Genomic DNA, 22452 nt, shown 5'->3' with positions numbered 1-22452 from the left:
ATCGACCGACTTGAACGAGCGAACTAGCGAGTCCCTACGAGCACAGGCCGCTGGGCGTAGATTTCTTGCAGTTCCCTAAAGGCGGTCAGGGTGCCCCCGGTTTGAGACGCGTAGGCTTGGGCCTCAGACTCTAGCAAAAAGGCCGCTACCTCATCACCATTGCTGACAAAGTAAGAGTTTTCGGCAAACAATTTCCAACCATTGTTGTGGTCATGAACAAACATGGCATCAGCCGTTTGACCTTCTGCCTGTAGTGCCGTCAGTGCCTTCACCATATTGGCAATGGAGGCAAAATTTGTGACCTTTTCTTCGCCTTGTACCCAGTATTGAGCGGCTCGTTTTGGATCTTCGATAGCTTCTCCGGTGAGGGCATCTTCCCCCGTAATTTCATAGGATTCAGCGGTGGCAACCACATCATCGTAGTTGAGGCCCAATTCCTCCATAGCGGTTCGCAAGAAGCTTTCATCTGTCCAATTTACAACCTCGTTGGGGTCAACGGGCTTTTCAATTCTTCCGAGGCTGGTTAGGGTGGCGATACTGTTTTTCAGGGCAGTCATTTGCACATCGCCAATGGTGGGATTAAGGGCCTGTAATCCAGAAGGCCCAAGGAACATATAAACCACCTCTTTTTCAACCCCAGACCACTCTTCAATTTGGGCCGAAATCCCTTCGGGATCCTCCCGGAACATTTGGTTCGCTTCCAGCATCGCCTTTAGGTAGGCCACCACAATTTCAGGGTGTTCTTCGGCAAAATCAGACCGAACCGTGATGCCGTGGAGAGTGGGACTATCTGTTTGAGCGCCATCAAAAATCTTTTTGGCAAAGCCCCGGAAGGGGAACAGTTCACCAAAGGGGACAAAGTTAGCGTGGGCATCGATCTGTCCGGTACGAAGGCTAGATCCGCCCACTTCAGGGGCCTGACTAATGAGGGTGACATCGGTTTCGGGGTTCAATCCGGCGTCGCTCAGTGCTTTCAGCAGCATTCCATGGGCCGCAGAACCGAAGGGTACCGATACCGTTCCGCCCTTTAAATCCGCTAGGGAAGTGACATCGCTATCCTTGGGCACCATGATTGCATTGCCTGCCCCATTGGGACTATAGGCCAGGGTGCCAATAAAGATAGAATCAGCATCCTGAGCTTCCTGGGCAAATTTGATTAAATTAATCACTGCCGGAAAATCGCCCATGAGGCCAATATCAATTTGATCAGCCAGCATTTTGTTCGTAATCGGTGGCCCAGAGGTGTAGCTAGACCATTGGATATCGTATTCAACTCCGGCGTATTCACCATCCTTTGGCAGATGCTTTTCTAGCAGGTCTAACTCTCGCACAACCGCCCCACCGACAGCGGTATTAATGACCTGATCTTGAGTACCAATGGCAATGCGAATTACTTTCCCGGAATTTGTTGAAGCTGTAGCTTCTTCGCCGTCTGTTGTTGTTGTCTTTGTTGTTGAGCAGGCTCCAACAAACAGCATAGATACCGTTAAAAAACTAGCCGCAAATCTGCGCTTAGACCAACCCATAAAGCTAATCATCAATCAATCTCCCTCAACGCTTGACAGCCCTATTTAATCCATCAAATTTAATGTAGAACTGTAAATGAAGATACATCTTCTATCAAGACCAAGTTTTATCCATAAAAATATTTTTTGGATTGATTCTATTTCTCTATGAATTAGATTAGATTAATTTCTCACATCTACAACAAGATGATTTACCTATAGCGAAATAAGGGTCAGTAGCGTAAAGATTCAGAGGGCTGCGTCACCCAAGGATTTATCCCCAGCTTCACGAGATGCTAGGGGCCGCGCAGATGCCGATCCGGGGCCATAGCACCCACCGCCGCACCTGGGCGACCCGGTGGATCAGGCGGGGGTACGGCTGAAAACGATTCAAGACCTGGGGAACTGGTCGTCGATGGTGGAGATTCAGCGGTGGCCCGCTGGGCGAATCTTCAGGCCCAGGCGAAACAGCCCACCATTGGCCAAAAGGTAGATGAGGCGATGGCGGCGATAGGGCAGGCCAACCCCAAGACGTTGAAGGGCATTTTGCCGAAGGTCTACGGTCAACAAAAGCTTGACCTGACTGCCACTAGGGGCGGCTGGATGCCATTTTGAACGATGCCCACCAGGATTTGAAGGCGGACTTTGTGATTGCGAACCCGCCCGTCAGGTTCCCACTGAAGCGATTCTAGACCTTCGGCAACGGCTCTAGCCGTTGCCGCCCTAGAGTGCTGAGGCTGCGATCTAGGCTGATTGCTAGGCTGTGGTCCAGAATGTCTAGCCCCTGCTGCATTTCGTCGGCGGTAATGATCAGCGGCGGAGCCAGGATCAAGATATTTCCCATGGAAACCTTGAGGCTGAGGCCCTGGGCTAGGGCTTGGTACATGACAGCATCCGCGAGATTGTAGGCGGGTTCACGGGTAGCCGGATCAACGACGAGTTCTACCCCCAGGAGGCAACCTCGCCCCCGGACATCGCCGATGACGGGATATTTCGCCATCATTTGCCGCAGTCTTTTGAGGGCCAAATCGCCCACCACTTGGGCATTGTGAACCAGGTTCTCATCCTGAAGAATCTGTAGGGTGGTAAGGGCTGCGCGGGTGGTGACGGGGTTCTTTTCGTGGGTGTAGTGGCCGTAGGCATAGTGGCCACAGACATCGAGGTCGGGGTGGCAGAGGATGGCCGCAATGGGCAACACCCCGCCGCCCAGGGCCTTGCCCAAGACCAAAATATCAGGCACCACTTGGTCGTGTTCACTGGCAAATAGCCGCCCCGTCCGGCCCAACCCGGTGGGAATTTCATCAAAAATGAGCAGTGTGCCGTGGTGGTGACAGGCCGCTTTAACCTGCTGCCAAAAGCCAGGGGGAGCAGGGACGGGGTTAGTGGCCCGCATCGGTTCGGCCACGAGGGCGCAGATGTCGCCTTCCTTTTCGAGCACGTAGCGAATTTGGTTGAGGCATAGGTCGGCACTGTTGGCCGTCACACCCCAGGCATTGCGGTAGTCCCCAAAGGGGGGCACATGCTCGCTACCGGACAACAGAGGGCCAATGGGGCCACTGCGAAACATCGCCTCGCCGCCCAGGCTACGCGCCCCAAACCCTGCGCCATGGTAGGCATCCCAAAACGAGAGGGTCTTGAACCGTCCGGTGGCGGCTCGGGCATAGGCCAAGGCCATTTCAATGGCATCGGATCCCCCCGTGGCAAACAGCACCTTGCTGAGCGACCCTGGGGCGAGGGCGGCGAGGGTTTCCGCCAGTTCCACCGCTGGCTCGCAGGTGTAGCGCCGGGGCACAAAGGAGAGGCTTTCCAGTTGAGCCTGAAGGGCCGCAATTAGCCGAGGATGGCCGTAGCCCAAATTGTGGGCGCTGTTGCCATGAAAATCCATGAAACGTCGCCCCTGCATATCCTCTAGCCAAATGCCCCGAGTTGAACGCAGGGCCGACAGACAAGGGGTAGAGGCGGATTGGTGGAGAAACGCCTCCGCGTCACGGTGCAGCCAAGACCGTAGTTCTGCATTCTGGTGAGAGCGATGCCAGTGTTGTCGCCGGGGGGAAAGGTTCAGATCGCTTTCCGCCGCTGCGGGGGGAATGTGGGTCATTTTGACGACACCAGGATGTAGGCCGTGAAGGCTCATCATCATAGGTTGATCAGCCTACGTTTTTATGGGCGTAAAAACAATAGTTAACTAGGACATCTCGGAAAAGACAACGCTTGTTGAGAATAGTGGCGAGCTTTTAGTAGTTTTGAATTCTAGTCATTCTCAAGAGGGCAATGAATAGGGCAATGAATCGAGGTGCCTGCTAGGAGCGTCCCTTTCCAACCCATCCGAAACAAAATTAAAGAAAGTTTTTAGCTCAGTAAAAACCTTGCCATCCCTGCATTGTACTTAGGGGGATAACCTGGGTTAAATCTTTCCATAACCTTGTAGAGAATTTCATAAGCCTCTCTTTACCCAGATAACAGCCATTTCCCCTAGGATTGCGGTGGAATTTTTTGGCTAAGGTTGCGTGATGGTCGGTGATGTTGTGAGTTCTATGCGGCGCTTTCTATCGAAACGACGATGGCAGCGATTTATTTCTATGGCCGCAGCCTCCTGCGCCCTAGTTTGGATGGTGGCCGCCTGTGCGGTTTCCCAGGAAGACCTTGCCTCTTCTGCGGGCGATGCGACGGGAACCTCCAGCGATTCTAGTATTACGGTGTATACCGCCCTAGAGGATGATCAAATCAGCGGATACCTGGAGTCTTTTCAAACCCAGCATCCCGATATTAACGTCAATATTGTGCGGGACTCGACGGGGATTATTACGGCAAAACTGCTTGCTGAGGCCGATAATCCCCAGGCTGATGTGGTGTGGGGAACGGCAGCATCTAGCCTGCTGGTGGCGGAAGAAAAAGGTTTGCTAGAACCCTATGCCCCCGCTGGTCTAGAGGCCGTTAATCCCAAGTTTCGGGATGATGCCAACCCGCCTCAGTGGGTTGGGATTGATGTGTGGATGTCGGCGTTTTGTGTCAACACTGTTGAGTCTGAAAAGCTGGGATTGCCCATTCCTAAGGGCTGGGCCGACTTAACCAACCCGGTGTATAAGGGACACATTGTGATGTCTAATCCGGCCTCTTCGGGGACGGGTTTCCTATCGGTCTCGACGATTCTGCAAAATTCCCCCACCGAAGACGAAGGATGGGCTTATTTAGATAAGCTCCACGAAAATATCGCCCAATATATGCATTCCGGTTCTCGTCCCTGCAAGGCGGCTGGGGCTGGGGAATATCCCATTGGTATTTCCTTTGGCTACCGGGCTGTGAAGCAGAAAAACGATGGCGAACCCTTGGAAGCGGTCTTCCCGGTGGAGGGGTCGGGCTGGGATGTGGAGGCCAACGCCCTGATTAAAAAGTCTGACATTAAGGAAGCCGCCAAGACCTTCCTAGACTGGGCGATTTCCCCGGAGGTTTCCGCCAAATATGCCGAGAGCTTTGCGATTACGGCGGTTAAAACCGATGTGCCCCCACCCGCTGGGTTCCCTGAGGATCCGGTGGCACAACTTGCGGATAACGACCTGCGCTGGGCCGCCGCCAACCGGGAGCGCATTTTGGCGGAATGGACGAAGCGCTACGACGCCAAGTCTGAGCCAAAGAGCTAGGGATACGTCCCCTCCCTCACCGGGCCAAGGCGAGATCCGGCCTCTGGGTGGATGGGGCCATGGGGGAAAGTCTCTGGGCTTCCCCCTTCCATGGCTTTGCTTCTGGCTTGCTTCTGACTTTGCTTCTGACTTGATCCTTAGATGTAGTGGGCTGGCACCATGACCTATTCAGACCCTTCCGCTTCTCAGTCCTTGGAGGATCCGTCCCTGGTGCAGGAGACCCAAATCCAGCCCAGTCATGCCCCTGGGGTCGCCGCCGAGGCGGCGGCTCGTAGCCTTCGGCAGCCCTATCTACAAATTGAGAACATCCACAAGCGGTTTGGCAATTTTGTCGCCCTCAAGGACATTTTTTTGAATGTCTATCCCGGTGAGTTTGTCTGCCTGTTGGGGCCAAGCGGCTGCGGCAAAACCACGCTCCTGCGAATTATTGCGGGTCTAGAGCAACAATCCCAGGGGCGGATCATTCAGGGGGGGCAAGATGTCTCGCACCTGCCTCCCTCCAAGCGCGACTTTGGCATTGTGTTCCAGTCCTACGCCCTCTTCCCCAACCTCACCGCCCACCAAAATATTGCCTACGGCCTCCAGAACAAAAAGCTCCCCAAGGCTGAAATTCAAACCCGTGTGGGCGAACTCCTCGACCTGGTGGGGCTAGGGGGCATGGGTCAGAAGTATCCCGCCCAAATGTCTGGGGGGCAGCAGCAGCGGGTGGCCCTGGCCCGTGCCCTCGCCCTTTCCCCCGGTTTGCTCCTGCTGGATGAGCCCCTTTCGGCCCTGGATGCCCAGGTGCGGGTAAAACTGCGGGCGGAGATTGCCAACCTTCAGCGGCGACTGGGGGTGACCACCGTGATGGTGACCCACGACCAAGCCGAAGCCCTCGCCATGGCCGACCGTATTGTGGTGATGGACAAGGGCTACATCGCCCAGATCGGTACCCCCCACAGCGTCTATCAAGGCCCCGGCAGCCCCTTTGTCGCCAACTTTATTGGGGTGATGAACTTCTTAGATGGCATGGTTGAAGCCAAGGACACGGTGCGCTGCGGCAACCTGGTGCTGAACACCCCCAGTAACACGGTTCCGGTGGGGCAGCGGGTATCCATTGCCATTCGCCCCGAAGATATTCGAGTCATGGATGGTGCGGCCACCCCAGCACCCAACGTAGCCGAGGCCGAAGTGCTGGGCACCGAATTCCTCGGTTCTGGCTATCGGCTAGAACTCAGTGTTTCGGGCAACGCTCGTCAGCCCATGACCCTAGAGATTTCCTCTAACCGGGCGCGGGCCATGGCCATTGAAACCCTAGACTCCCTGGCGATTCAACTGCCCCCAGAGATGATCCGCGTCTTCCCCAAGGAAGCGACCTAAGCTCCATTCTGCGCCAGCCAAGCCACCCTACCCCCTGCCCTTTTCCCGGCCCCCTGCCCCATGACCACCACCCGCCGTCCGATTTCTGCCCCCCGCGCCAACGCCTTCGACCTCGAAGCCTGGGTGATGCGCGGCCTCCTGGGCCTGGGTGCCCTGTGGCTGGTGGTGGGTGTTGTGCTGCCGCTGTTTCCCATGGTAGGGCGCAGTTTTCAAAACACCGATGGGGAATGGGTAGGCCTCGCCAACTATGGGAAATACCTCACAACTCCATCGTTGGTGCAGTCGTTTTTAAATAGTGTGGGCGTGGCGATCACGACTACGCTTTTTTCCGTGGGCCTAGGGTTTATCTATGCCTATGGCCTCACCCGCACTGCCATGAAGGGTAAGACATTCTTTCGTACCCTGGGGCTGCTATCGCTGTATATTCCTCCCCTGGCCAATGCTATTGGGCTAATTTATTTGTTTGGCAATCAGGGGCTAGTAACCACCGGATTGTTTGGCCTGTTGCCTGGAATTAACATCAACCTCTATGGGTTTAATGGCATTGTTATTGGGGAATTCCTCTACTGCTTTCCCCAGGCTGTCATTCTATTAGTAACGGCCCTCAATTTAACCGATGCCCGCCTCTATGAAGCTGCCGAGGTACTGGGAGCCTCGACCCTCAAAACCTTTTTTACCGTAACCTTGCCCAGCATCAAATATGGCCTCATGAGTGCCCTATTTGTTTGCTTTATTCTCGCCTTTACCGATTTCGGAGTGCCCAAGGTCGTAGGCGGCAACTTTAACGTGCTAGCCACCGACATTTACAAGCAGGTGATTGGCCAACAAAACTTTTCTATGGGAGCCACCATCAGCGTCTTTCTGCTGATTCCCTCGGTGTTGGCCTTTGGGCTAGATCGCATCGTACAGCGGCGACAAAATGCTCTAATTAGTGCTAAGTCGGTTCCCCTACAGCCCAAGCCAAATCCAATTTTAGACTGGGCTATGTTTGGCTTCTGTGCGTTGATGGTTGCCTTTATTTTCGCAGTGTTTGGCACCATCATCCTGGCCTCCTTGGTTAAGGTATGGCCCTACGACTTTTCCCTCAGCCTCAAAAACTACGACTTTAGTAGCGTGGGCGGTGGTGGCTATGGGGCCTACTGGAACAGCCTGCGTATGTCCTTCTATACGGCAATTTTTGGCACAGCTATCGTATTTACCGGAGCTTACCTGGTGGAAAAGGGGCGGGGGCTGAACTGGTTGCGTTCCCTCACCTACCTGTTGTCCACGGTTCCCTTGGCCCTGCCCGGTCTGGTGTTGGGTTTGGCCTACGTTTTCTTCTTTAATAATCCCATTTGGCGCATTCCGTTCACAGGGTTAGCGATCTACAATCCCTTGCATTGGCTCTATGGCACCATGGCCCTATTGGTCATGGCCAACATTATCCATTTCTACACCGTTTGCTTTTTGACGGGCACCACCGCCCTCAAACAAATTGATTCAGAATTTGAGGCCGTTTCGGCCTCCATGGCGGTACCCTTCTACAAAACCTTCTGGCGGGTGACGGTACCCATGTCTCTACCTGCGATTTTAGAAATTGGCATCTACTTTTTTGTCAATGCCATGGTCACTATTTCAGCCATTATCTTTTTGTACCCCGCCAATCTGCCCCTGGCCGCCGTGGCCATTGTCAATATGGACGATGCTGGGGACATTGCCGCCGCCGCTGCGATGTCTACCCTCATTGTGTTAACAAGCCTAGGCGTTCGGGTGATGTATTCCTGGCTCACAAAAGGTCTGCGCCAGCGTTCAGAGGCATGGCTCCATCGCTAGTTTGAGATTTTCCCGTCGGGACGGTTCCAAGGAACACGTTGCTTTCCGTGGATGCCGCCTCGCCCTGGGGTTCGGGTTAGGATTCAGGCAATATCTCCTGGGAGGATCGCGAGATTGAGTCTGTGGTGGCCATGCGATTTTCAAGCCTTTTAGTTTCTTTTTGCGATTATTCTGAGGTTCCCTATGGCTAACATTAAGCTCATCGCCTTTGATATGGCAGGCACCACCGTAAAAGACGATAATGAAGTACTGCACTGTTTTTTTGAAGCGGCCAAACAAACGGGGCTAATGGCCTACGCAGATCGGGTTAATGCCATGATGGGACTGCCCAAAAAGGTGGTGTTTCAAACCCTCTGGGCCGACCAAATTGGAGCCGCCAGTGAAGATTATTTTGCCAAGGTGGAAGCCTCCTACGATTGCTTTCGCACCGTGCTAGAACACCACTACCGCACCCAAACCGTTGCCCCCACGGAGGGTTGCCTAGCTCTTTTTGACTGGCTGCGATCCCGATCCATCGCCATCGCCCTCACCACCGGGTTCTATCGGGAAGTCACCCAGATTATCCTCCACCGTTTGGGTTGGGACGTAGGCCTAGACCCTACCTCCTACGTGGGGTCGGCGCAATCCACGATTCAAATGTCAGTCACCCCCTCCGAAATCTACGGCAATGAGGGCCGTCCGGCTCCGTTTATGATCCAAAAGGCAATGTACCGCCTGGGTATTGATGACCCCAAAACCGTGATTGCCATTGGCGACACCCCCTCCGATCTGGCCTCGGCTCGCCATGCGGGTTGCCTCTATGCCTGCGGTGTCACCAACGGCACCCACACCCAAGCCCAGTTAGCGAACCATGCCAACGATGGGCTGTTCCACTCCCTAGCGCATTTTCAGCAGCAGTTAGAGCAATGGATCGACTAGGGTTTGGCCATTGCGTTGATAGGAATTAAGGATCTGTTGACATGACAACTCTGTCTTCACCCCATTCTGCGCCCCATTCCACCGAAATTGCCGTTGTGGGTGCGGGCATTGTGGGGCTGGCCCATGCCCTAGCGGCGGCCCGTCGGGGCCATCGGGTAACAGTGTTTGAGCGCAGTGAGCGGGCTGTGGGAGCGTCCATTCGCAACTTTGGGATGGTATGGCCCATTGGTCAGCCGCCGGGGCCACTGCGAGATCGGGCCATGCTATCGCGCCAGATTTGGATGGATATGGCGACCAAGGGTGACTTCTTTTACGACCCGGTTGGCTCGCTGCACTTGGCCTACCACCCCGACGAACTAGCGGTGATGGAGGAGTTTGTCGCCCTGGCCCAGCCCACAGGCTATGCCGTGCAAATGCTCACCGCCGAGGAGGCCGCCGCCAAAAGCCAAGCTGCCGTGACCACCGGGCTGCTGGGTGCCCTCTGGAGTGAAACCGAGGTGATTGTGGACGCACGGGAGGCCATCGCCACCCTTCCCCAGGTCTTGCAAGCGACCTTTAACGTCGAGTTTCGGTTTGGGGCCACCGTCACCGCCATCGACTCGCCCCAGTTCACCGTAAACGGCGAAACCTGGACAGCGGATCACATTTTTGTCTGTTCTGGGGCCGATTTTGAAACCCTATACCCCGATCTTTACCAAAACAGCGGCATCACCAAATCCAAGCTGCAAATGATGCGTACCAGCCCCCAACCCCAGGGCTACCGGATTGGGCCAGCCCTCTGCGGCGGACTCACCCTAACCCACTATGCCGCCTTTGCCGATTGCCCTTCGCTGCCCGTTCTCAAACAGCGCATTCAGGCCGAATTGTCCTTTGCGGTAGACTGGCACATCCATGTCATGATGTCCCAAAACGGCCTAGGGGAACTCATCCTGGGCGATTCCCACGAATACGCCCTCACCTTTGACCCCTTTGATCGCACCGACATTAACCAGTTTGTGCTGAATTATCTCAGGGGATTTGCCCAGGTGCCCTGCCTAGACATCGCCGCCACCTGGCACGGCATCTACGCCAAACTGCCCGGTAAAACCGAATTCGTGGCCCACCCCGCCCCTGGGGTCACCCTCGTCAACGGCCTTAGCGGCGCTGGCATGACCCTCTCCTTTGGCCTCGCCGAGGAGGTGATGACCACTGTGCTCCATCGCTAATCGGAAAGCCTGGTAGAGTCAGGCTTTCATGGTCTCAGCCTTAATTGGAATGACTTCCCGGCTGAGCACTGGTCTCATATTCGTACCACCAATCCCATTGAGTCCACCTTTGCCACTGTGCGTCTCAGAACCGACCAGACCCAGGGCTGCATCTCCAAGGAGACCCTCTTGGCACTGGTCTTCAAGTTGGTGGAGAGCGCTCAGAAAAGCTGGCTCAGAATTCGAGGCTTCAAACACCTAGTTGACGTGATTGAAGGCGTTCCGTTCAACGATGGATACCGGACTGATGACAGCACCGATATGACCCAGATGCAAGACGCCGCCTAGATCCTAGCCATACACCAGATTTGACAATATCTCCCACAGCACCTTAACCCGTTTGAGGCTCGCGGCATACTCCTCTTTGAGTAACATCAGGGCATAGGCGGCGACGAGACGCTCACTGGCATTGGCCTCGGTGACGACTACCTTCAGCACCAGACCCAGGCTATCCACGATGAGATGGCGCTTGATAGACGATGCCATTGCACACCCCCCGCATATCCGTCGTTCGAGGACGTCCACCGGGCTTCGGAGGGGGAATCAGGGGGCTAACATCCCCCATTCGGCATCGCTCAGGTCAGTGGCATCAGGGGGGCTCAACATCACTATCCCCTCCAACGGCTTCTATGCCGATCCTATTCCCCGATGTCTGAGACCCAAGATCGGTTATCCCAACCCTCCCCTTCCGGAAAACTGACTTTATCAATGGCCTCTTAGCGATGCCATTCCGTAACGCCGCCCGGTTTGTCGATGAGGGTGACGCCCTCCGCCTGGAGCAGGTCGCGGATGCGGTCGCCCTCGGCAAAGTTCTTGGCGGCACGGGCGTCTTTGCGTTGGGTGAGCAGGGCTTCGATTTCGTCGTCAGATAGTCCACCTGTAGACGCTTCGGAAGTTTCGGGACTCGCCTCTAAACCGAGAACTTGGGCCAGGTTGACCAGGGTGTACCAGTGCTGGCGCAGGGTATCGGCATCCGTATCTGCTTGGCCCGTATGGGCGAGTAAATTGCGTGCTCGCCGCAATTCCTTGGCGAGATCAAACAGTACGGCGAGACCTCCAGCGGTGTTAAGGTCGTCATCCATAGCCACTTGGAAGGCTTGAACTAGTGCGGATTTTCGGTCAATCGTGATGTCAGATGCGGCAAATTCCGAATCAAGCTCCCAGCCTAATTGAGAACCCCATTGATACCCAAACTGAAGTCCCGCTTGCAGGGTGTGCCAGCTATTTTGGGCGGCGGCGATGGATTCGTCGGTAAAATCCACAGGTTTGCGGTAGTTGCCCTGCAACAGAAACAGCCGTAGGGCCATGGGGTCGGGGGCATTTTCAGAATCCAGCAAGGCCCGAATGGTGGTGAAGTTGCCCAAGGATTTGGACATCTTCTCGCCGTCCACGTTCACCATGCCGTTGTGCATCCACACTTTCGCAAGGGGATGCCCGGTGGCCGCTTCGGACTGGGCAATTTCGTTTTCGTGGTGGGGAAAAATCAGGTCGCTGCCGCCCATGTGGATGTCGATGCGGTCTCCAAAGCGGTCGCGAATCATGGCGGAGCATTCGATATGCCAACCCGGACGCCCTGGCCCCCAGGGGGACTCCCAAAAGGGTTCGCCTTCCTTGGCCCCCTTCCACAGGGCAAAGTCGAAGGGGTCGTGCTTGATGGCTTCCTCACCGCTAACCCGACCGCTGGCCCCCGCCTGCATGTCCTCCAACTTGCGGCCAGAGAGTTTGCCGTAGCCCTCAAACTTCCGCACGGCATAGTAAACGTCGCCATTGGCCGGATAGGCGTAGCCCTTTTGTTCCAGCTCACTAATCAACCGCTGAATGCCGTCGAGGGTACGGGTGGCGTAGGTGTAGTCATCGGCTTCCAGGACGTTCAGCCGTGCCATGTCTTCCAAATAGGCCGCTGTGTAGCGCTCGGCTACGGTTTTCATGTCCGAGCCTTCAGCCTTGGCCCGGTTGAGGATTTTGTCATCAATATCGGTGAAATTCTGGACGTAGTGAACGTCGTAGCCTCGCCACGTCAAGTAACGCCGCAGGGTATCCCACACCACATAGCAGCGGGCATGGCCGAGGTGAGAGTAGTCATACACCGTAACCCCACAGCAGTACATCTTTACCCGACCGGGATCTAGGGGTTGCAGGGGCTCCTTGCGGCGGGTCAGGGTGTTGTACAGAACAGGGCTCATGGGACGTGGGGGTAGCAACTTGGTAAACGGTTTCTGCCTCCCCTCTCCTCCCTGGGAGAGAGGCTGGGGGTGAGGGCAAAGCGAGGCATAGAAGCAATGCATCAACCGCATCGCAACTATCGACCCAGCCCAGATCGATTCAACACCGAAAAGGGGCTAGGCGCAACGCAGCACCGTCCAGTTTGCCAAGGACAGCTAGATGAGGGAACCCCCAGCTACCCCAAGGGTGCATCGAAACGGTCGTCCGGAATGCCTTTTACGGAGTATGTCTAGGCTTCGACCACCACCTGGAAACGCAGGGGCGTAGCTGCCTCACCTAGGTTCACTTCTAGGGTGTAGGTGGTTTGGGGGTGGGGGTGAGTGATCTGTAGCAGCAGTTCCCCCGGTGTGGATCGATCCCGATGCAGGATGTCAGTGAGGCCCGTTAAGGTCATCGATCCTGGTTCTGGCAGATCGGCCCGCACCTCTAGCAGGGTTTCATTGAGGCGGGCCACCGTGACACTGAGGGGGCCAGAGGGGGTGTTCCAGTGGCGGGTGATGCTGGGCATCAGGGGCGAGACGGTGAGGCAGAGTGCCTCGAAGATGCTGCGGGCAGCCAGCATGGTGAGGGTAATTTGCTGCTGGGTGGAGGCGGTCGTGTAGTCCACAGACTCGATGGCGGCCTGGGTGGCGGATCGGGTGTTGGGCTGAGCCACTACCCCCGCTACGTAGGCTAGGGTTTGGGACTGGTCAGGAAAGAAGGACTCCACCGCCTCCACCAGTTGCCGCCCCAGTTGTCGCGTGTGGCGGGCAACTCGCTGGCATTGGCCAAACAAATCGACCAGTACCTCTTCGGGGAAATCCGTCGGAATGTCCAACGTCCTCAGGTGGTTTAACCAGATGGACGCAATATCAGCATCGGAGCGTAACTGATCGGGATAGTCTTGTAAACCCTGCTCCCAGGGGAAGAGGGGTGGGTGCTGGGCAATTTCTTGGCTTAGGCGGCGCTTGACAAGAGCCTCAAAATGAGTGTACACGACGGGATGATCTCCAGGGTCGAAAACGGCATTCGGGTCTGCACCATGGGATTGAGCCAATACGTCATCGGGTTCGAGGGAATCGGGCCATGGGGCCGGGGTAACGAAACTCAGACGGTCGTCTCCTGATGGGGAACCTGCCGCTGGATCTGCCTCAAACAGCAGCTTCAGCAGGATAGCTTTCATGATATCTGAGTCTCTATTCATGGCCTAAATCCGTCTATCCGGATACTAAAGATTACGAATTTCCCACGCCTGCGCCAATAACTTAGTCCACTGTTTTTGAAGTTGGGTGCTAGTCAGACCTAACTGTTTGGCCGCATCGCCATCGCTCATCCCATTCTGTTTTAAACGTAAGAGTTCTTTTTGGGGAGGGGTTAATGTCTGCTGCCACTGCTGCCACTGCGGCGGCGTTAGGCCCAGGTTGGTCTCTAGCCCCACCCCCAGCCACTCGTGTACCAGTTGCCAATGGTGGGACAGGGCAAAACGCAGCAAATGATACTTAAATCGCTGCTGAAGATAGTCTCGCTGACGGGGGGTGAGATTCAGCAGACCCTCAATCTCCTGGGCGGGTCGATCCATCAGGCGCAGGGTAAAGTAATCGGCGCAGTCCTCCTGATCCCGCTCTTTTAGATAGGTCAGCAAGGCTTCAATCACCTCGTTCCGCAGGGAATGTTCTGGGGGTTCCTCCTCCTGGCTCAGCAGTTCTTCCCGGATGCGCTGGAGGGACGCCGCTGGTCGCACATCGTCGGCCTCACCGCCATAGTCCATCGCCTGGGTGATATCAATGGCCAGTTCTGGGGGCTGCTGCCGCACAAAGGTTTGTGCCCGCAGGATAATCAACTGTTGGCTCCGGTTCCCCGGCAACGGAATCCGCCGTTTGCCATAGCGCTCCGCAAAGGCCATGTACTCCGCCAGTTCCAGGAGCGTACGGGGCTGGTACTGTGCTGTAAGTTGATTCTCGCGCCGAAATGCTCCTAGGGCTTCTACATAAAAACCCTGCAAGAAATCTTCAATGAGGCTCAGCCGCCCCTGATAACTGGTCTGCACCTGGGACGGCGTCATGTGGCGATAGACAATGGCACTGAGGGTACTGTGGAGATCAATCCGGCCCTGGCGCGACCCCAGATGGTAGTAGTGCAAGCATTGATCCAAACGATGCTTGCCCAGCGTCTTGGCCCAAACCGCCACATCCCCCGACGCCTGAATTCGATCACTTTGCCGACAGATCCGCTGCACCTCGTGGCTCAGACGCTCGGCCACCGCCCAGCAAACCCGTTCCGACGCGCTCGTTTTTTCCCGCAGCTCGTCGCACAAAAATTGCGTGAATACATCAACCGACAACAAGCATATCCCCTCACTCAAGCGCATTAATCCCCAGATCAACACAGGCCGATGTGCGATATTCAGGTGCCTGAAGGCGATGTAGATGCGCCCGCCGTACCCTCTGATCTAAACCCGAAACTACAGCCCTACTCTATACTGAACAGATGACACCGGAAAAAACCGAAGCCTTCCCCGTGGGAGGGCAATTCCCGTCGATCATCCTTTCTATCCCTTAGGCCAAGTCTAGCATTTCTCCGTAAAACTATTGATCCGCTAGGGCTTGTCTCCGTTCCCATACCCAGATTCCCCTCCATGACCCTTGACGACCAAATTGCCGACCTGATTCAAAACACCCCCAGCCACCTGATTAACCCAGACGCCGTGGCCGCCATTGCCCCCACCCTCAGGGCCATCGCCGTGCAGCTCAAGCACCCCCAGTACTACATCCTGCAAAACCTAGAGCAAAGCTGGGTGATGACGGCCCTCACCAACCGCACCCAGCCCAACACCCGCAAAAACGTCGTCTACGCCTACCCCACCCTGCAAGACGCCGCCGCCAGCCAAGCCACCATCAAAGACCCCCAGGTGATGGCCCTCCCCGTCCCCGTCATCACCATCCTGTTCCAACTGCTGGCCATGAAACCCATCGACAGCCTCATCTTCTGTGAAACCCCTGGCCAAGCCAGCCAAGGCATCGAAGTACGCCGCCAAGACCTAGAAGCCCTTATTCAAGCCCAACTCGCCCAAACCCAAGCCAACCCCATCCCCACCGACATTGCCTAGGCACATCCCCTCCTCGCCACTCCGGCAACATGGGAAGTCCGTCCCACCTGGCTGAACTTTGACACAACCCCTCACCCCCTTGGCAGAAAACTTGGGAAATAAGTTGAGTTAAAACCGCATCCTGTGCTACTTTAGAAGACCGACGGGCGATTAGCACAGTGGTAGCGCACTTCCTTCACACGGAAGGGGTCACTGGTTCGAATCCAGTATCGCCCATACTGTAAAAGTGTCGAATAACGATTTAGTTGTCATCGATCACACTTTCGTGTCGTCTTAACTGATTCGTTGTCGCCTTATCGAATTCGTGTCGTTTAGGGCTTGCCAACGAATCGATCACACATTGTGTGTCGCTTAAATGCACTTCTCACCCCGAAGTGTGAAGGAAGTGCGCCTTTCAATCCACCTATGCTTAGCATAGCGCAGACATCCTTGATGTAGTACAAATGTCTGAGAAATACCGTAATGGGAAGGGTTTGATGGGGAAATTTGACCGGACAGATGCATACCCCTTCTTCGATGGTTGGAAGGGGTATGCAAGAGAGCGTTGCTCTGGCCGCTGAATTCTAGTGTGCGTGGAGAAGGGCTTTCAATCACGCCCATGCCTCGAAGGGTGAGGCAACCTCAGAGGCGCTGTCAACAAAGGGCGTCCGTTGCTCACTTTCAATCACGCCCATGCCTCGAAGGGTGAGGCAACCCCCTGTGAAGCGCAGTCCTGATTTGCCAAGCTTTTCAGCGACCTTTTTGGCAAAGGTGGAATGACTGGGAAAATCGAGGGGTCTGGCCAGCGACGGTAACGGCGTTTTGTGTCTACAAACCTACGTGCCGTCGTTTCTTGAGATGTTTGGCGAACCTAGCGGACATTTTGCCTTTGCTTCGGTTTGCCAAGGGTAGGGTCTAGGTGGATTCCTCCTTGATCGGAGGTGTAGGTGGTAACCATCACTACGGGACCCGTGCCCTCCAATCGCCAGCGCACCAACGACCTTTGGGTGGACAGTCACCTGAGCCAGAAAGCAAGACTACGGGTTAGGCAGTCAAACTAGCTCGCATTTAGCACAATACATTGGCCATTGCTGGCATGAATTGCGGCGCTAAGGGTTAATGTAATGGTTCTGGAGTACTATGCCAACCCTTGGCCGAGTTTGCGAGATTGATAGCCTATCAGCGCAACTCCCTGGGCTTTTTCTTGGGGGGTGCCCTGGATCGGTTGTTTGGCGCTCTCGACAGCTAGCCCTGCTTGCTGTGCTTTGGATTGGATCTTTTGGGCAAGTCGGTTGTAGCTCCAGCGGTGGACGCTGCGGCGATAGGCTCGCGCATATTGGTCTTGTATTTCCTTAATTGGGCTTTTTTCCTCGGCCCTGGCTTGAATTTCGCTCTGGATAACCTCTCGGATATGGGTGAGGTCGGGGAGGACGATGCTGCTGGCGTTGTATTGTTGGGCCGTTTGAACGATGGACTGGGCGAGGAGGGCGTCGATGTAGTCTCCTAGGCCGCCCTCGGATTAGCGGTTGGGGGCAAACTTGAGTTGGTTGTGGCGTCTTTGTTTGGCCTTTTGGTGTTGGCGTTGCCTTTGCCGATTTAACAGGTGATGGTCTTCGCCCAGGAGTTGTCGAAGGCTGCGATAGGTGATGGCTCGGCCTGTGGTGATATCCACAATGGCGAGGGTGGCGGGTTTATCTAGCCCGAAGCTCACTCCGGCTAAGATGGCGGGGCTACCGACGTAGAGCGGGCGGTGGGGCCGAGGAAAAGGGTTTGGGAGGGAAAGCTTAAAAAGTCTGGCCTGGGCAATGAGGTGGGTTAAGCTGGTTCCAGGGCAAATGCCTTTCACTTTAAATGCACATCAACTTATAGGATTTCGAGCTTTGATAACGTTAACCGCCTTTTTTCCCAGTCAGGCATACACTTTGAGAGTAATCTCCAGAATTTTGCACTGTGATTCATAACAGCTAAGTGACAAAGTTCGTGCATGATAATGTAGTCGATGCATTGCACTGGAGCTTTAACTAGATTCAGGTTGAGAATGATTCGACCCGTGGGAGTGCAACTTCCCCACCGATTTTTCATCTTCCGAACAATCAAATCTACCTGTTCAATCTCAAGAAATGGTCTACTGGTACGTAAGCACTGGTTTAGGCGCTGCTCAAAGATGGGGCGTGCATGATCTTGGTACCATCTTTCCATCACTTTTTGGATGGTTTCTACATCTGTTTTGTCAGATACTAGAACATTAAAAAAAGACCCTTTCATCTTTACGATGGGTTCTTCTCCTAGTTCTATTTTTAAGCGATATTGCCGACCTAAGTAAAGGTGAGTCTCACCGGAGACCCACTGTCGAGGGGCTTGAGGTTGGGGAAATTGAGCAACGATTCGGAGATTTCTCTCAATCCAGGAAAGCCGTTTTCTGACCTTTGTCTCAATTTTGTCGAGGGCTATATCATAGGGAGCCGTCACCGCTACTCTACCGTCTGGATGCACGCTGATTTCCAGGGTCGTACGATTACTTCGTTTCAAATCATAGCAAAGGTGTTTACCTTTCTCCTGAAGCGAATGTTGTGTGATATCTTTCATGGCACCCGCACCCGTGCTATGTCAACGCATTTTTCAAGGATAATATCGATAGTATCGAAGTGCAGTTCAAAATCGTACTCATCCTGAATCTCAAAGAGCATATCCTCAATTATGGTTTTCATACGATTCTGAACATCGATATTCTGAGTCCAGTTCACTATCCGATGTTCGTTAACAATAGACTCAATTCGGAGGGCAATATCAACACTCAGTTCTTTCAAGGATTTTGGGGATGATCTAGAAATTCGGTATTCGCCTTCGCTTTCTTGAACACTCTGGCTCTGATCATCTGATTCCATCCTCTCTGAAGGAATATAGATCGACCCGATCCCGGCCAAATTTTCCTGAACTACGCCGTAGTAGGCTTTGGCTACATCATGATCGCGTAGACGGTCGGGTATGTCATCCCCTGTGCGGTCGCGTACCTTATCTCGAATCTCCTCAACATGTTTTAGCAGAGCCTCTGCGTCATCAAAGCGGTGTGCTCTAATGCTCTGGATAATGTCATCCAGCATTTTAGAAAAGGGTGTATAAAAAGCTGGGTCTTCTTCCAGACGCTCTGTAATGGCTCGTTTTGTGCGGTTTGCGATTCTCTCCGCCTTGGTAATCGAAGAATCTTGAGCATCTATTTCAGCCTGGAAAGCTTCTTTGTCGAAGATATTAACGGGTTCAACAACGGTCTCAACTTCATCGGTACCCACATGGGTATCCAGCAGCTTTTGAATGGATCCTTGATATTGCTTAAAGTCAACACATTCTGCATAGTGTCGGGCCGATTCTGCTTTGAGGCCGATAAAGAATTTGAGATCCGTTTTATAGCGATTAATTTTTGTCTCCGGAGTTTGATCATAGAATTCAAGACTAGCTAGGGCAATTTTGAGAGTACGAGCAAAAAGAGAGAGCCGCTCGTAAAACTTAGATCGTAGGTCTTCATCGGCCAACAGAACAAGGAAAGTCTTCACGTCTTGCTTGTTTTTTACGCCTTGGAATATCTCCCACAGATCACTATGGCGTTGCTCTAGTTTTCGCCATTCTTCGGAGACATCCGTTAAGGTATTCTCTAAATCCTCTGGGTCAAATTCATCCTCCATCGAACTGTATAAATCTAGGGCTTTGCCCAAGCGCTTCAGTACACCATAGTAGTCGATAATATAGCCAAAATCTTTTCCGTCTAAAAGCCGATTAACCCGTGCAATAGCCTGTAATAGACGATGATCTTTGAGGGAACGAGCGAGATACAGAACCGTATTGCGAGGTGCATCAAATCCTGTAATGAGCTTATCAACCACAATAATTATTTCTGGTTCATCGCCATGCTTAAACCGATTGATCAGGTCTTTTTGATATCTGTCCTCCGATCCATAGCGTTCAATGATTTGCTTCCAAAATGCTTGAATCTTGGGTCGTTGATCATCATCCTGTAGCTCGTCAATGTCAGTGCTGCCTTCGCGGGTATCGGGTGGAGAAATTAACACTTCGCTAGTAACTTTACCAAACTCATCTAGAAACCGCTTATACAGCAAAGCTGCGGCTTTTGATGGAGTCACAAGTTGAGCCTTCAGACCCGTTTTCTGCCACTCCGTTGAATAGTGATGGCTGATATCCCAGGCGATGGCCCGAACTTTTTGCTCGGTTTGGTTGAGTTGTTCGGCGGTAGAAAACTTGCGCTTTAGGTCGGCCTGTTGTTGGTCGGTTAGCCCTGCGGTATATCGCTTAAACCAAAGGTCAATTTGCTTACGATCTACCTCCTGTGGTACATGGCGACCTTCATAAAGCAAGGGCAACACGGCCCCATCGGGTACGGCTTGGCCAATGGTGTATCGGTCGATGAGGCCCCCAAATTTGGCCATGGTGTTTTTCGTTTTGTCTTTGCCCCACAGTGGCGTGCCCGTAAACCCAATTAGACAAGCCCTCGTTAGCACCCGTCGCATGGCGGTGTGTAGGGTGCCAAACTGGGTACGGTGGCTTTCGTCTACTAGGGCGAAGATGTTGGGATTATCGTTTGTCTCATCTTGAATGGCCTGAAATTTATTGATCAGGGTTGTAATAATTCGAGCTTTTGGGTCTTTTAATAGCTCCTGTAAATGGGTTCCGGTTCTAGCTTGCACCAGATCCACCCCGCAGTGATCAAAGGTGCGATAGATTTGGTCATCTAAATCAACCCGATCAGTCACTAGGATAATTTTGGGATCTTGAATAGCAGGATCACGGGCAATGGCTTCGGCTAATAGCACCATGGTGATAGATTTTCCACTGCCCTGGGTGTGCCAAACGACGCCTCCCTGGCGGGCACCTTCGGCATCAAAGGTGTGGATACGTTCTAGGATGCGTTTGACACAGAAATATTGCTGGTAACGGGCAATTTTTCGCTCACCCGCATCAAAAATAGTGAATCTATCTGCCAGTTCTAATAACCGCTCTGGACGACAGAGTGCATAGAGCGTCATATCTTGGGCGGTGACGGAACGCCCCGCTGTTTGCAAGGTCTCAAACCATTGCCGCGCTTGCTCTGGAGTGCTGCCCCGCAGCCGATATTGATCCGACGTAAACAGATGGGCCAGTAACGCATCGGATAGGGGCTGATTCACGATCTTCTGTAGAGCCGCCTCATCTAGATGTCGCTCTTTCCAAACAGACCAAAACTTTTTAGGGGTGCCTGTGGCCCCATAGCTGGCGGCATTCATCGCCAGAACCAGCAATAATTGAGCATAGTGAAATAAACGAGGAATTTCTGAAGTCTGCTGATTGCTAATTTGCTGATCAATGGCTTCTTCTATGGGATTTCTGCCAGCGGGCAAACCAGGGCATTTACACTCAATGATGCAGAAGGGAATACCATTCACAAACAACACAATATCCGGTCGGCGGGTTGTGGTGGTACCGTTGGCTTCTACAACAAATTCATCGGTGACGTGGTAGACGTTATTTTCGGGTCTGTCCCAATCAATGTAGTGCAGGGTAAAGCTTTTCGTATCACCCTGGATGGTTTGGGGCAAGGCTTTTCCTAGGCGCAACAAATCCCACAGTTTTTCATTGGTACGCACTAGGCCGTCATCCTCCATATCTCGCAAGACACGAATGGCTTCGGCAATATTCCCTTCTGTAAAGGGTATCTCTTCTCCCCGAAACTGAATCCGGTTCATGTTTCGCAATTGTTGCTCTAGCACGCCATACAAAATGACGCTAGACCGCCGCCCACCCCGCAGGGCTAAGGTTTCTTTGGGCAACAAATATTGATAGCCCAGCTTCATCAACAGCGCCACAGCCGGAATTTTAGAAACATCATCCTCACTAAAGGGAGGGGTGTTTTCGGGAATGAAGGAGGGGGAAGGTGTCATGGGGTATCTTCAGATACGGGAATGCGGATATCGCCTGTTAGAAGTTTTTGCATGAGGCCATTTTTTTGAGAAATCAATAGCTTGAGTAATCTACAGTTCAACACTATTTCATCATCAAAAAGCTTAAGAAATTGGGCTATCTTGCACTGCTCTTCATAGGAAGAGGGAGTTGATATAGCAAATTTCTTGACCTCAGCAGAGGTTACTGCTTCAAACGTGCTTCCTCTAACCAGTTTTCTCCATTTTAATTCTGAAAATTGAAGCGCTTGAAAAATAAACTCCTGATTGATGCCTTCTTTAGACCTAAGAGATGCTATTCCTCGCCCAATACATATCTGTTGTTGTGTTTTAGCAGCTACACCTACAGGAGCGCGAACACTCAGTAAAATATCATTAGGTAATGCTGTCTGAGTTATTTGTCTTGTCCATATCTTAGGCTCTGCATAACCATTCAAAATGCTTGACATGCCTTGAACTAGAGGAAGTCCACATTTTTCATTATTGTAAAATTGAGATGCAGGAGATGTTCCCATTTGAATATATACGATTTCCTCTAGAGGCTTAGATTCCCAAGTATCTTGAGAAAACTCTGGGAATCGCCGTTTGCCTGTGAGAAGCTGCTGCATCAACCCTTGCTTAAGGCGGCGCTTGGCTGCGATAAGCTGTTAGTCATCTAAACTGCGTATAATACATTAAAATTCTGGAATAAGCCATGGGAGTCAGAAACTATCTAACGTCAGAGGAAAAGCAAGAGCTTCAGAAGCA

General features: G+C 53.3%; 16 protein-coding genes, 1 tRNA gene and 2 pseudogenes. 9 read left to right on the top strand and 10 right to left on the bottom strand.

Annotated features, from left to right (window positions below; genetic code table 11):
• Window positions 1–23: 23 nt before the first annotated feature.
• Window positions 24–1478, bottom strand: a complete 1455-nt coding sequence (locus H6G62_RS16750; RefSeq protein WP_199325063.1) for an ABC transporter substrate-binding protein — start codon at window positions 1476–1478, stop codon at window positions 24–26.
• A gap of 459 nt (window positions 1479–1937) precedes the next feature.
• On the opposite strand from H6G62_RS16750, the gene H6G62_RS16745 reads away from it, so the two are divergent.
• Window positions 1938–2120, top strand: a complete 183-nt coding sequence (locus tag H6G62_RS16745; RefSeq protein WP_199325062.1) for an SAM-dependent DNA methyltransferase — start codon at window positions 1938–1940, stop codon at window positions 2118–2120.
• Between the two features lie 73 nt (window positions 2121–2193).
• Here H6G62_RS16745 and H6G62_RS16740 read toward each other — a convergent pair whose 3' ends face one another.
• A complete protein-coding gene (locus H6G62_RS16740) occupies window positions 2194–3603 on the bottom strand; it encodes an aspartate aminotransferase family protein (RefSeq protein WP_190497173.1) in 1410 nt (469 codons plus the stop codon).
• Between the two features lie 481 nt (window positions 3604–4084).
• Between H6G62_RS16740 and H6G62_RS16735 the strand changes: the two genes are divergently transcribed.
• The 6 genes and pseudogenes from H6G62_RS16735 to H6G62_RS16710 form a co-directional block, all read left to right on the top strand.
• The gene (locus H6G62_RS16735) at window positions 4085–5143 is read left to right on the top strand and encodes a putative 2-aminoethylphosphonate ABC transporter substrate-binding protein (RefSeq protein ID WP_190497171.1); all 1059 of its coding nucleotides are present in this window, start codon (window positions 4085–4087) and stop codon (window positions 5141–5143) included.
• A 159-nt stretch (window positions 5144–5302) separates the two neighbouring features.
• Window positions 5303–6502 carry a putative 2-aminoethylphosphonate ABC transporter ATP-binding protein gene (locus tag H6G62_RS16730; RefSeq protein WP_190497169.1) on the top strand — a complete coding sequence of 400 codons (1200 nt, stop codon included), beginning with the start codon at window positions 5303–5305 and terminating at the stop codon, window positions 6500–6502.
• A 60-nt stretch (window positions 6503–6562) separates the two neighbouring features.
• Window positions 6563–8314, top strand: coding sequence for a putative 2-aminoethylphosphonate ABC transporter permease subunit (locus tag H6G62_RS16725; RefSeq protein ID WP_190497167.1), 1752 nt, complete (start codon window positions 6563–6565; stop codon window positions 8312–8314).
• Between the two features lie 183 nt (window positions 8315–8497).
• Window positions 8498–9232: an HAD family hydrolase gene (locus H6G62_RS16720; RefSeq protein WP_190497166.1), complete on the top strand. Its 735-nt coding sequence runs from the start codon at window positions 8498–8500 to the stop codon at window positions 9230–9232.
• A gap of 41 nt (window positions 9233–9273) precedes the next feature.
• Entirely contained in the window at window positions 9274–10437 is a 1164-nt protein-coding gene (locus H6G62_RS16715; protein ID WP_190497164.1) for a TIGR03364 family FAD-dependent oxidoreductase, read from the top strand.
• 51 nt (window positions 10438–10488) lie between these two features.
• Window positions 10489–10764: pseudogene (locus H6G62_RS16710) on the top strand (IS256 family transposase); the annotation flags it as partial.
• Window positions 10765–10833: 69 nt separating this feature from the next.
• Here the strand turns inward: H6G62_RS16710 and H6G62_RS16705 are convergent.
• The 4 genes and pseudogenes from H6G62_RS16705 to hetZ all read right to left on the bottom strand — a co-directional run.
• A pseudogene (locus tag H6G62_RS16705) lies at window positions 10834–11082 on the bottom strand (transposase); the annotation flags it as partial.
• 110 nt (window positions 11083–11192) lie between these two features.
• The gene (gene cysS, locus H6G62_RS16700; protein WP_190497162.1) at window positions 11193–12659 is read right to left on the bottom strand and encodes a cysteine--tRNA ligase; all 1467 of its coding nucleotides are present in this window, start codon (window positions 12657–12659) and stop codon (window positions 11193–11195) included.
• A gap of 269 nt (window positions 12660–12928) precedes the next feature.
• A complete protein-coding gene (locus H6G62_RS16695) occupies window positions 12929–13861 on the bottom strand; it encodes a hypothetical protein (RefSeq protein ID WP_190497161.1) in 933 nt (310 codons plus the stop codon).
• Between the two features lie 45 nt (window positions 13862–13906).
• Window positions 13907–15046, bottom strand: coding sequence for a heterocyst differentiation protein HetZ (hetZ, locus tag H6G62_RS16690; RefSeq protein WP_190497159.1), 1140 nt, complete (start codon window positions 15044–15046; stop codon window positions 13907–13909).
• Window positions 15047–15313: 267 nt separating this feature from the next.
• On the opposite strand from hetZ, the gene H6G62_RS16685 reads away from it, so the two are divergent.
• Together H6G62_RS16685 and H6G62_RS16680 are read left to right on the top strand one after the other, a co-directional pair.
• Window positions 15314–15784, top strand: coding sequence for a hypothetical protein (locus H6G62_RS16685; protein WP_190497157.1), 471 nt, complete (start codon window positions 15314–15316; stop codon window positions 15782–15784).
• Window positions 15785–15928: 144 nt separating this feature from the next.
• Window positions 15929–16000: transfer RNA gene (locus tag H6G62_RS16680), tRNA-Val, on the top strand.
• A 1282-nt stretch (window positions 16001–17282) separates the two neighbouring features.
• On the opposite strand, the gene H6G62_RS16670 is transcribed toward H6G62_RS16680, so the two are convergent.
• From H6G62_RS16670 to H6G62_RS16655, 4 genes are read right to left on the bottom strand one after another with little or no spacing between them, the layout of a single operon-like run.
• The gene (locus H6G62_RS16670) at window positions 17283–17609 is read right to left on the bottom strand and encodes a hypothetical protein (RefSeq protein WP_190497156.1); all 327 of its coding nucleotides are present in this window, start codon (window positions 17607–17609) and stop codon (window positions 17283–17285) included.
• Window positions 17610–17626: 17 nt separating this feature from the next.
• Window positions 17627–18349 carry a SprT family zinc-dependent metalloprotease gene (locus tag H6G62_RS16665; protein ID WP_190497154.1) on the bottom strand — a complete coding sequence of 241 codons (723 nt, stop codon included), beginning with the start codon at window positions 18347–18349 and terminating at the stop codon, window positions 17627–17629.
• Window positions 18346–21687, bottom strand: a complete 3342-nt coding sequence (locus H6G62_RS16660) for an HsdR family type I site-specific deoxyribonuclease (RefSeq protein ID WP_190497152.1) — start codon at window positions 21685–21687, stop codon at window positions 18346–18348. Before H6G62_RS16660 ends, H6G62_RS16665 begins: the two co-directional genes overlap by 4 nt.
• Window positions 21684–22313 carry a restriction endonuclease subunit S gene (locus H6G62_RS16655; protein ID WP_190497150.1) on the bottom strand — a complete coding sequence of 210 codons (630 nt, stop codon included), beginning with the start codon at window positions 22311–22313 and terminating at the stop codon, window positions 21684–21686. Before H6G62_RS16655 ends, H6G62_RS16660 begins: the two co-directional genes overlap by 4 nt.
• Window positions 22314–22452 lie beyond the last annotated feature (139 nt).

The sequence above is a fragment of the Phormidium sp. FACHB-1136 genome (assembly GCF_014697375.1).
Classification (GTDB): Bacteria; Cyanobacteriota; Cyanobacteriia; order Phormidesmidales; family Phormidesmidaceae; genus Nodosilinea.
Note: the sequence above shows the minus strand (reverse complement) of the source record. Positions and strands in the feature narration are given on the sequence as shown.

Bases quoted from the DNA above. Each gene is read 5' to 3' on its own strand.
- H6G62_RS16750 (WP_199325063.1), bottom strand. From the start codon at position 1,478: ATGCTGTTTGTTGGAGCCTGCTCAACAACAAAGACAACAACAACAGAC.
- H6G62_RS16740 (WP_190497173.1), bottom strand. From the start codon at position 3,603: ATGACCCACATTCCCCCCGCAGCGGCGGAAAGCGATCTGAACCTTTCC.
- H6G62_RS16735 (WP_190497171.1), top strand. From the start codon at position 4,085: ATGGCCGCAGCCTCCTGCGCCCTAGTTTGGATGGTGGCCGCCTGTGCG.
- H6G62_RS16730 (WP_190497169.1), top strand. From the start codon at position 5,303: ATGACCTATTCAGACCCTTCCGCTTCTCAGTCCTTGGAGGATCCGTCC.
- H6G62_RS16725 (WP_190497167.1), top strand. From the start codon at position 6,563: ATGACCACCACCCGCCGTCCGATTTCTGCCCCCCGCGCCAACGCCTTC.
- H6G62_RS16720 (WP_190497166.1), top strand. From the start codon at position 8,498: ATGGCTAACATTAAGCTCATCGCCTTTGATATGGCAGGCACCACCGTA.
- H6G62_RS16715 (WP_190497164.1), top strand. From the start codon at position 9,274: ATGACAACTCTGTCTTCACCCCATTCTGCGCCCCATTCCACCGAAATT.
- cysS (WP_190497162.1), bottom strand. From the start codon at position 12,659: ATGAGCCCTGTTCTGTACAACACCCTGACCCGCCGCAAGGAGCCCCTG.
- H6G62_RS16695 (WP_190497161.1), bottom strand. From the start codon at position 13,861: ATGAAAGCTATCCTGCTGAAGCTGCTGTTTGAGGCAGATCCAGCGGCA.
- hetZ (WP_190497159.1), bottom strand. From the start codon at position 15,046: ATGCGCTTGAGTGAGGGGATATGCTTGTTGTCGGTTGATGTATTCACG.
- H6G62_RS16685 (WP_190497157.1), top strand. From the start codon at position 15,314: ATGACCCTTGACGACCAAATTGCCGACCTGATTCAAAACACCCCCAGC.
- H6G62_RS16665 (WP_190497154.1), bottom strand. From the start codon at position 18,349: ATGAAAGATATCACACAACATTCGCTTCAGGAGAAAGGTAAACACCTT.
- H6G62_RS16660 (WP_190497152.1), bottom strand. From the start codon at position 21,687: ATGACACCTTCCCCCTCCTTCATTCCCGAAAACACCCCTCCCTTTAGT.
- H6G62_RS16655 (WP_190497150.1), bottom strand. From the start codon at position 22,313: ATGCAGCAGCTTCTCACAGGCAAACGGCGATTCCCAGAGTTTTCTCAA.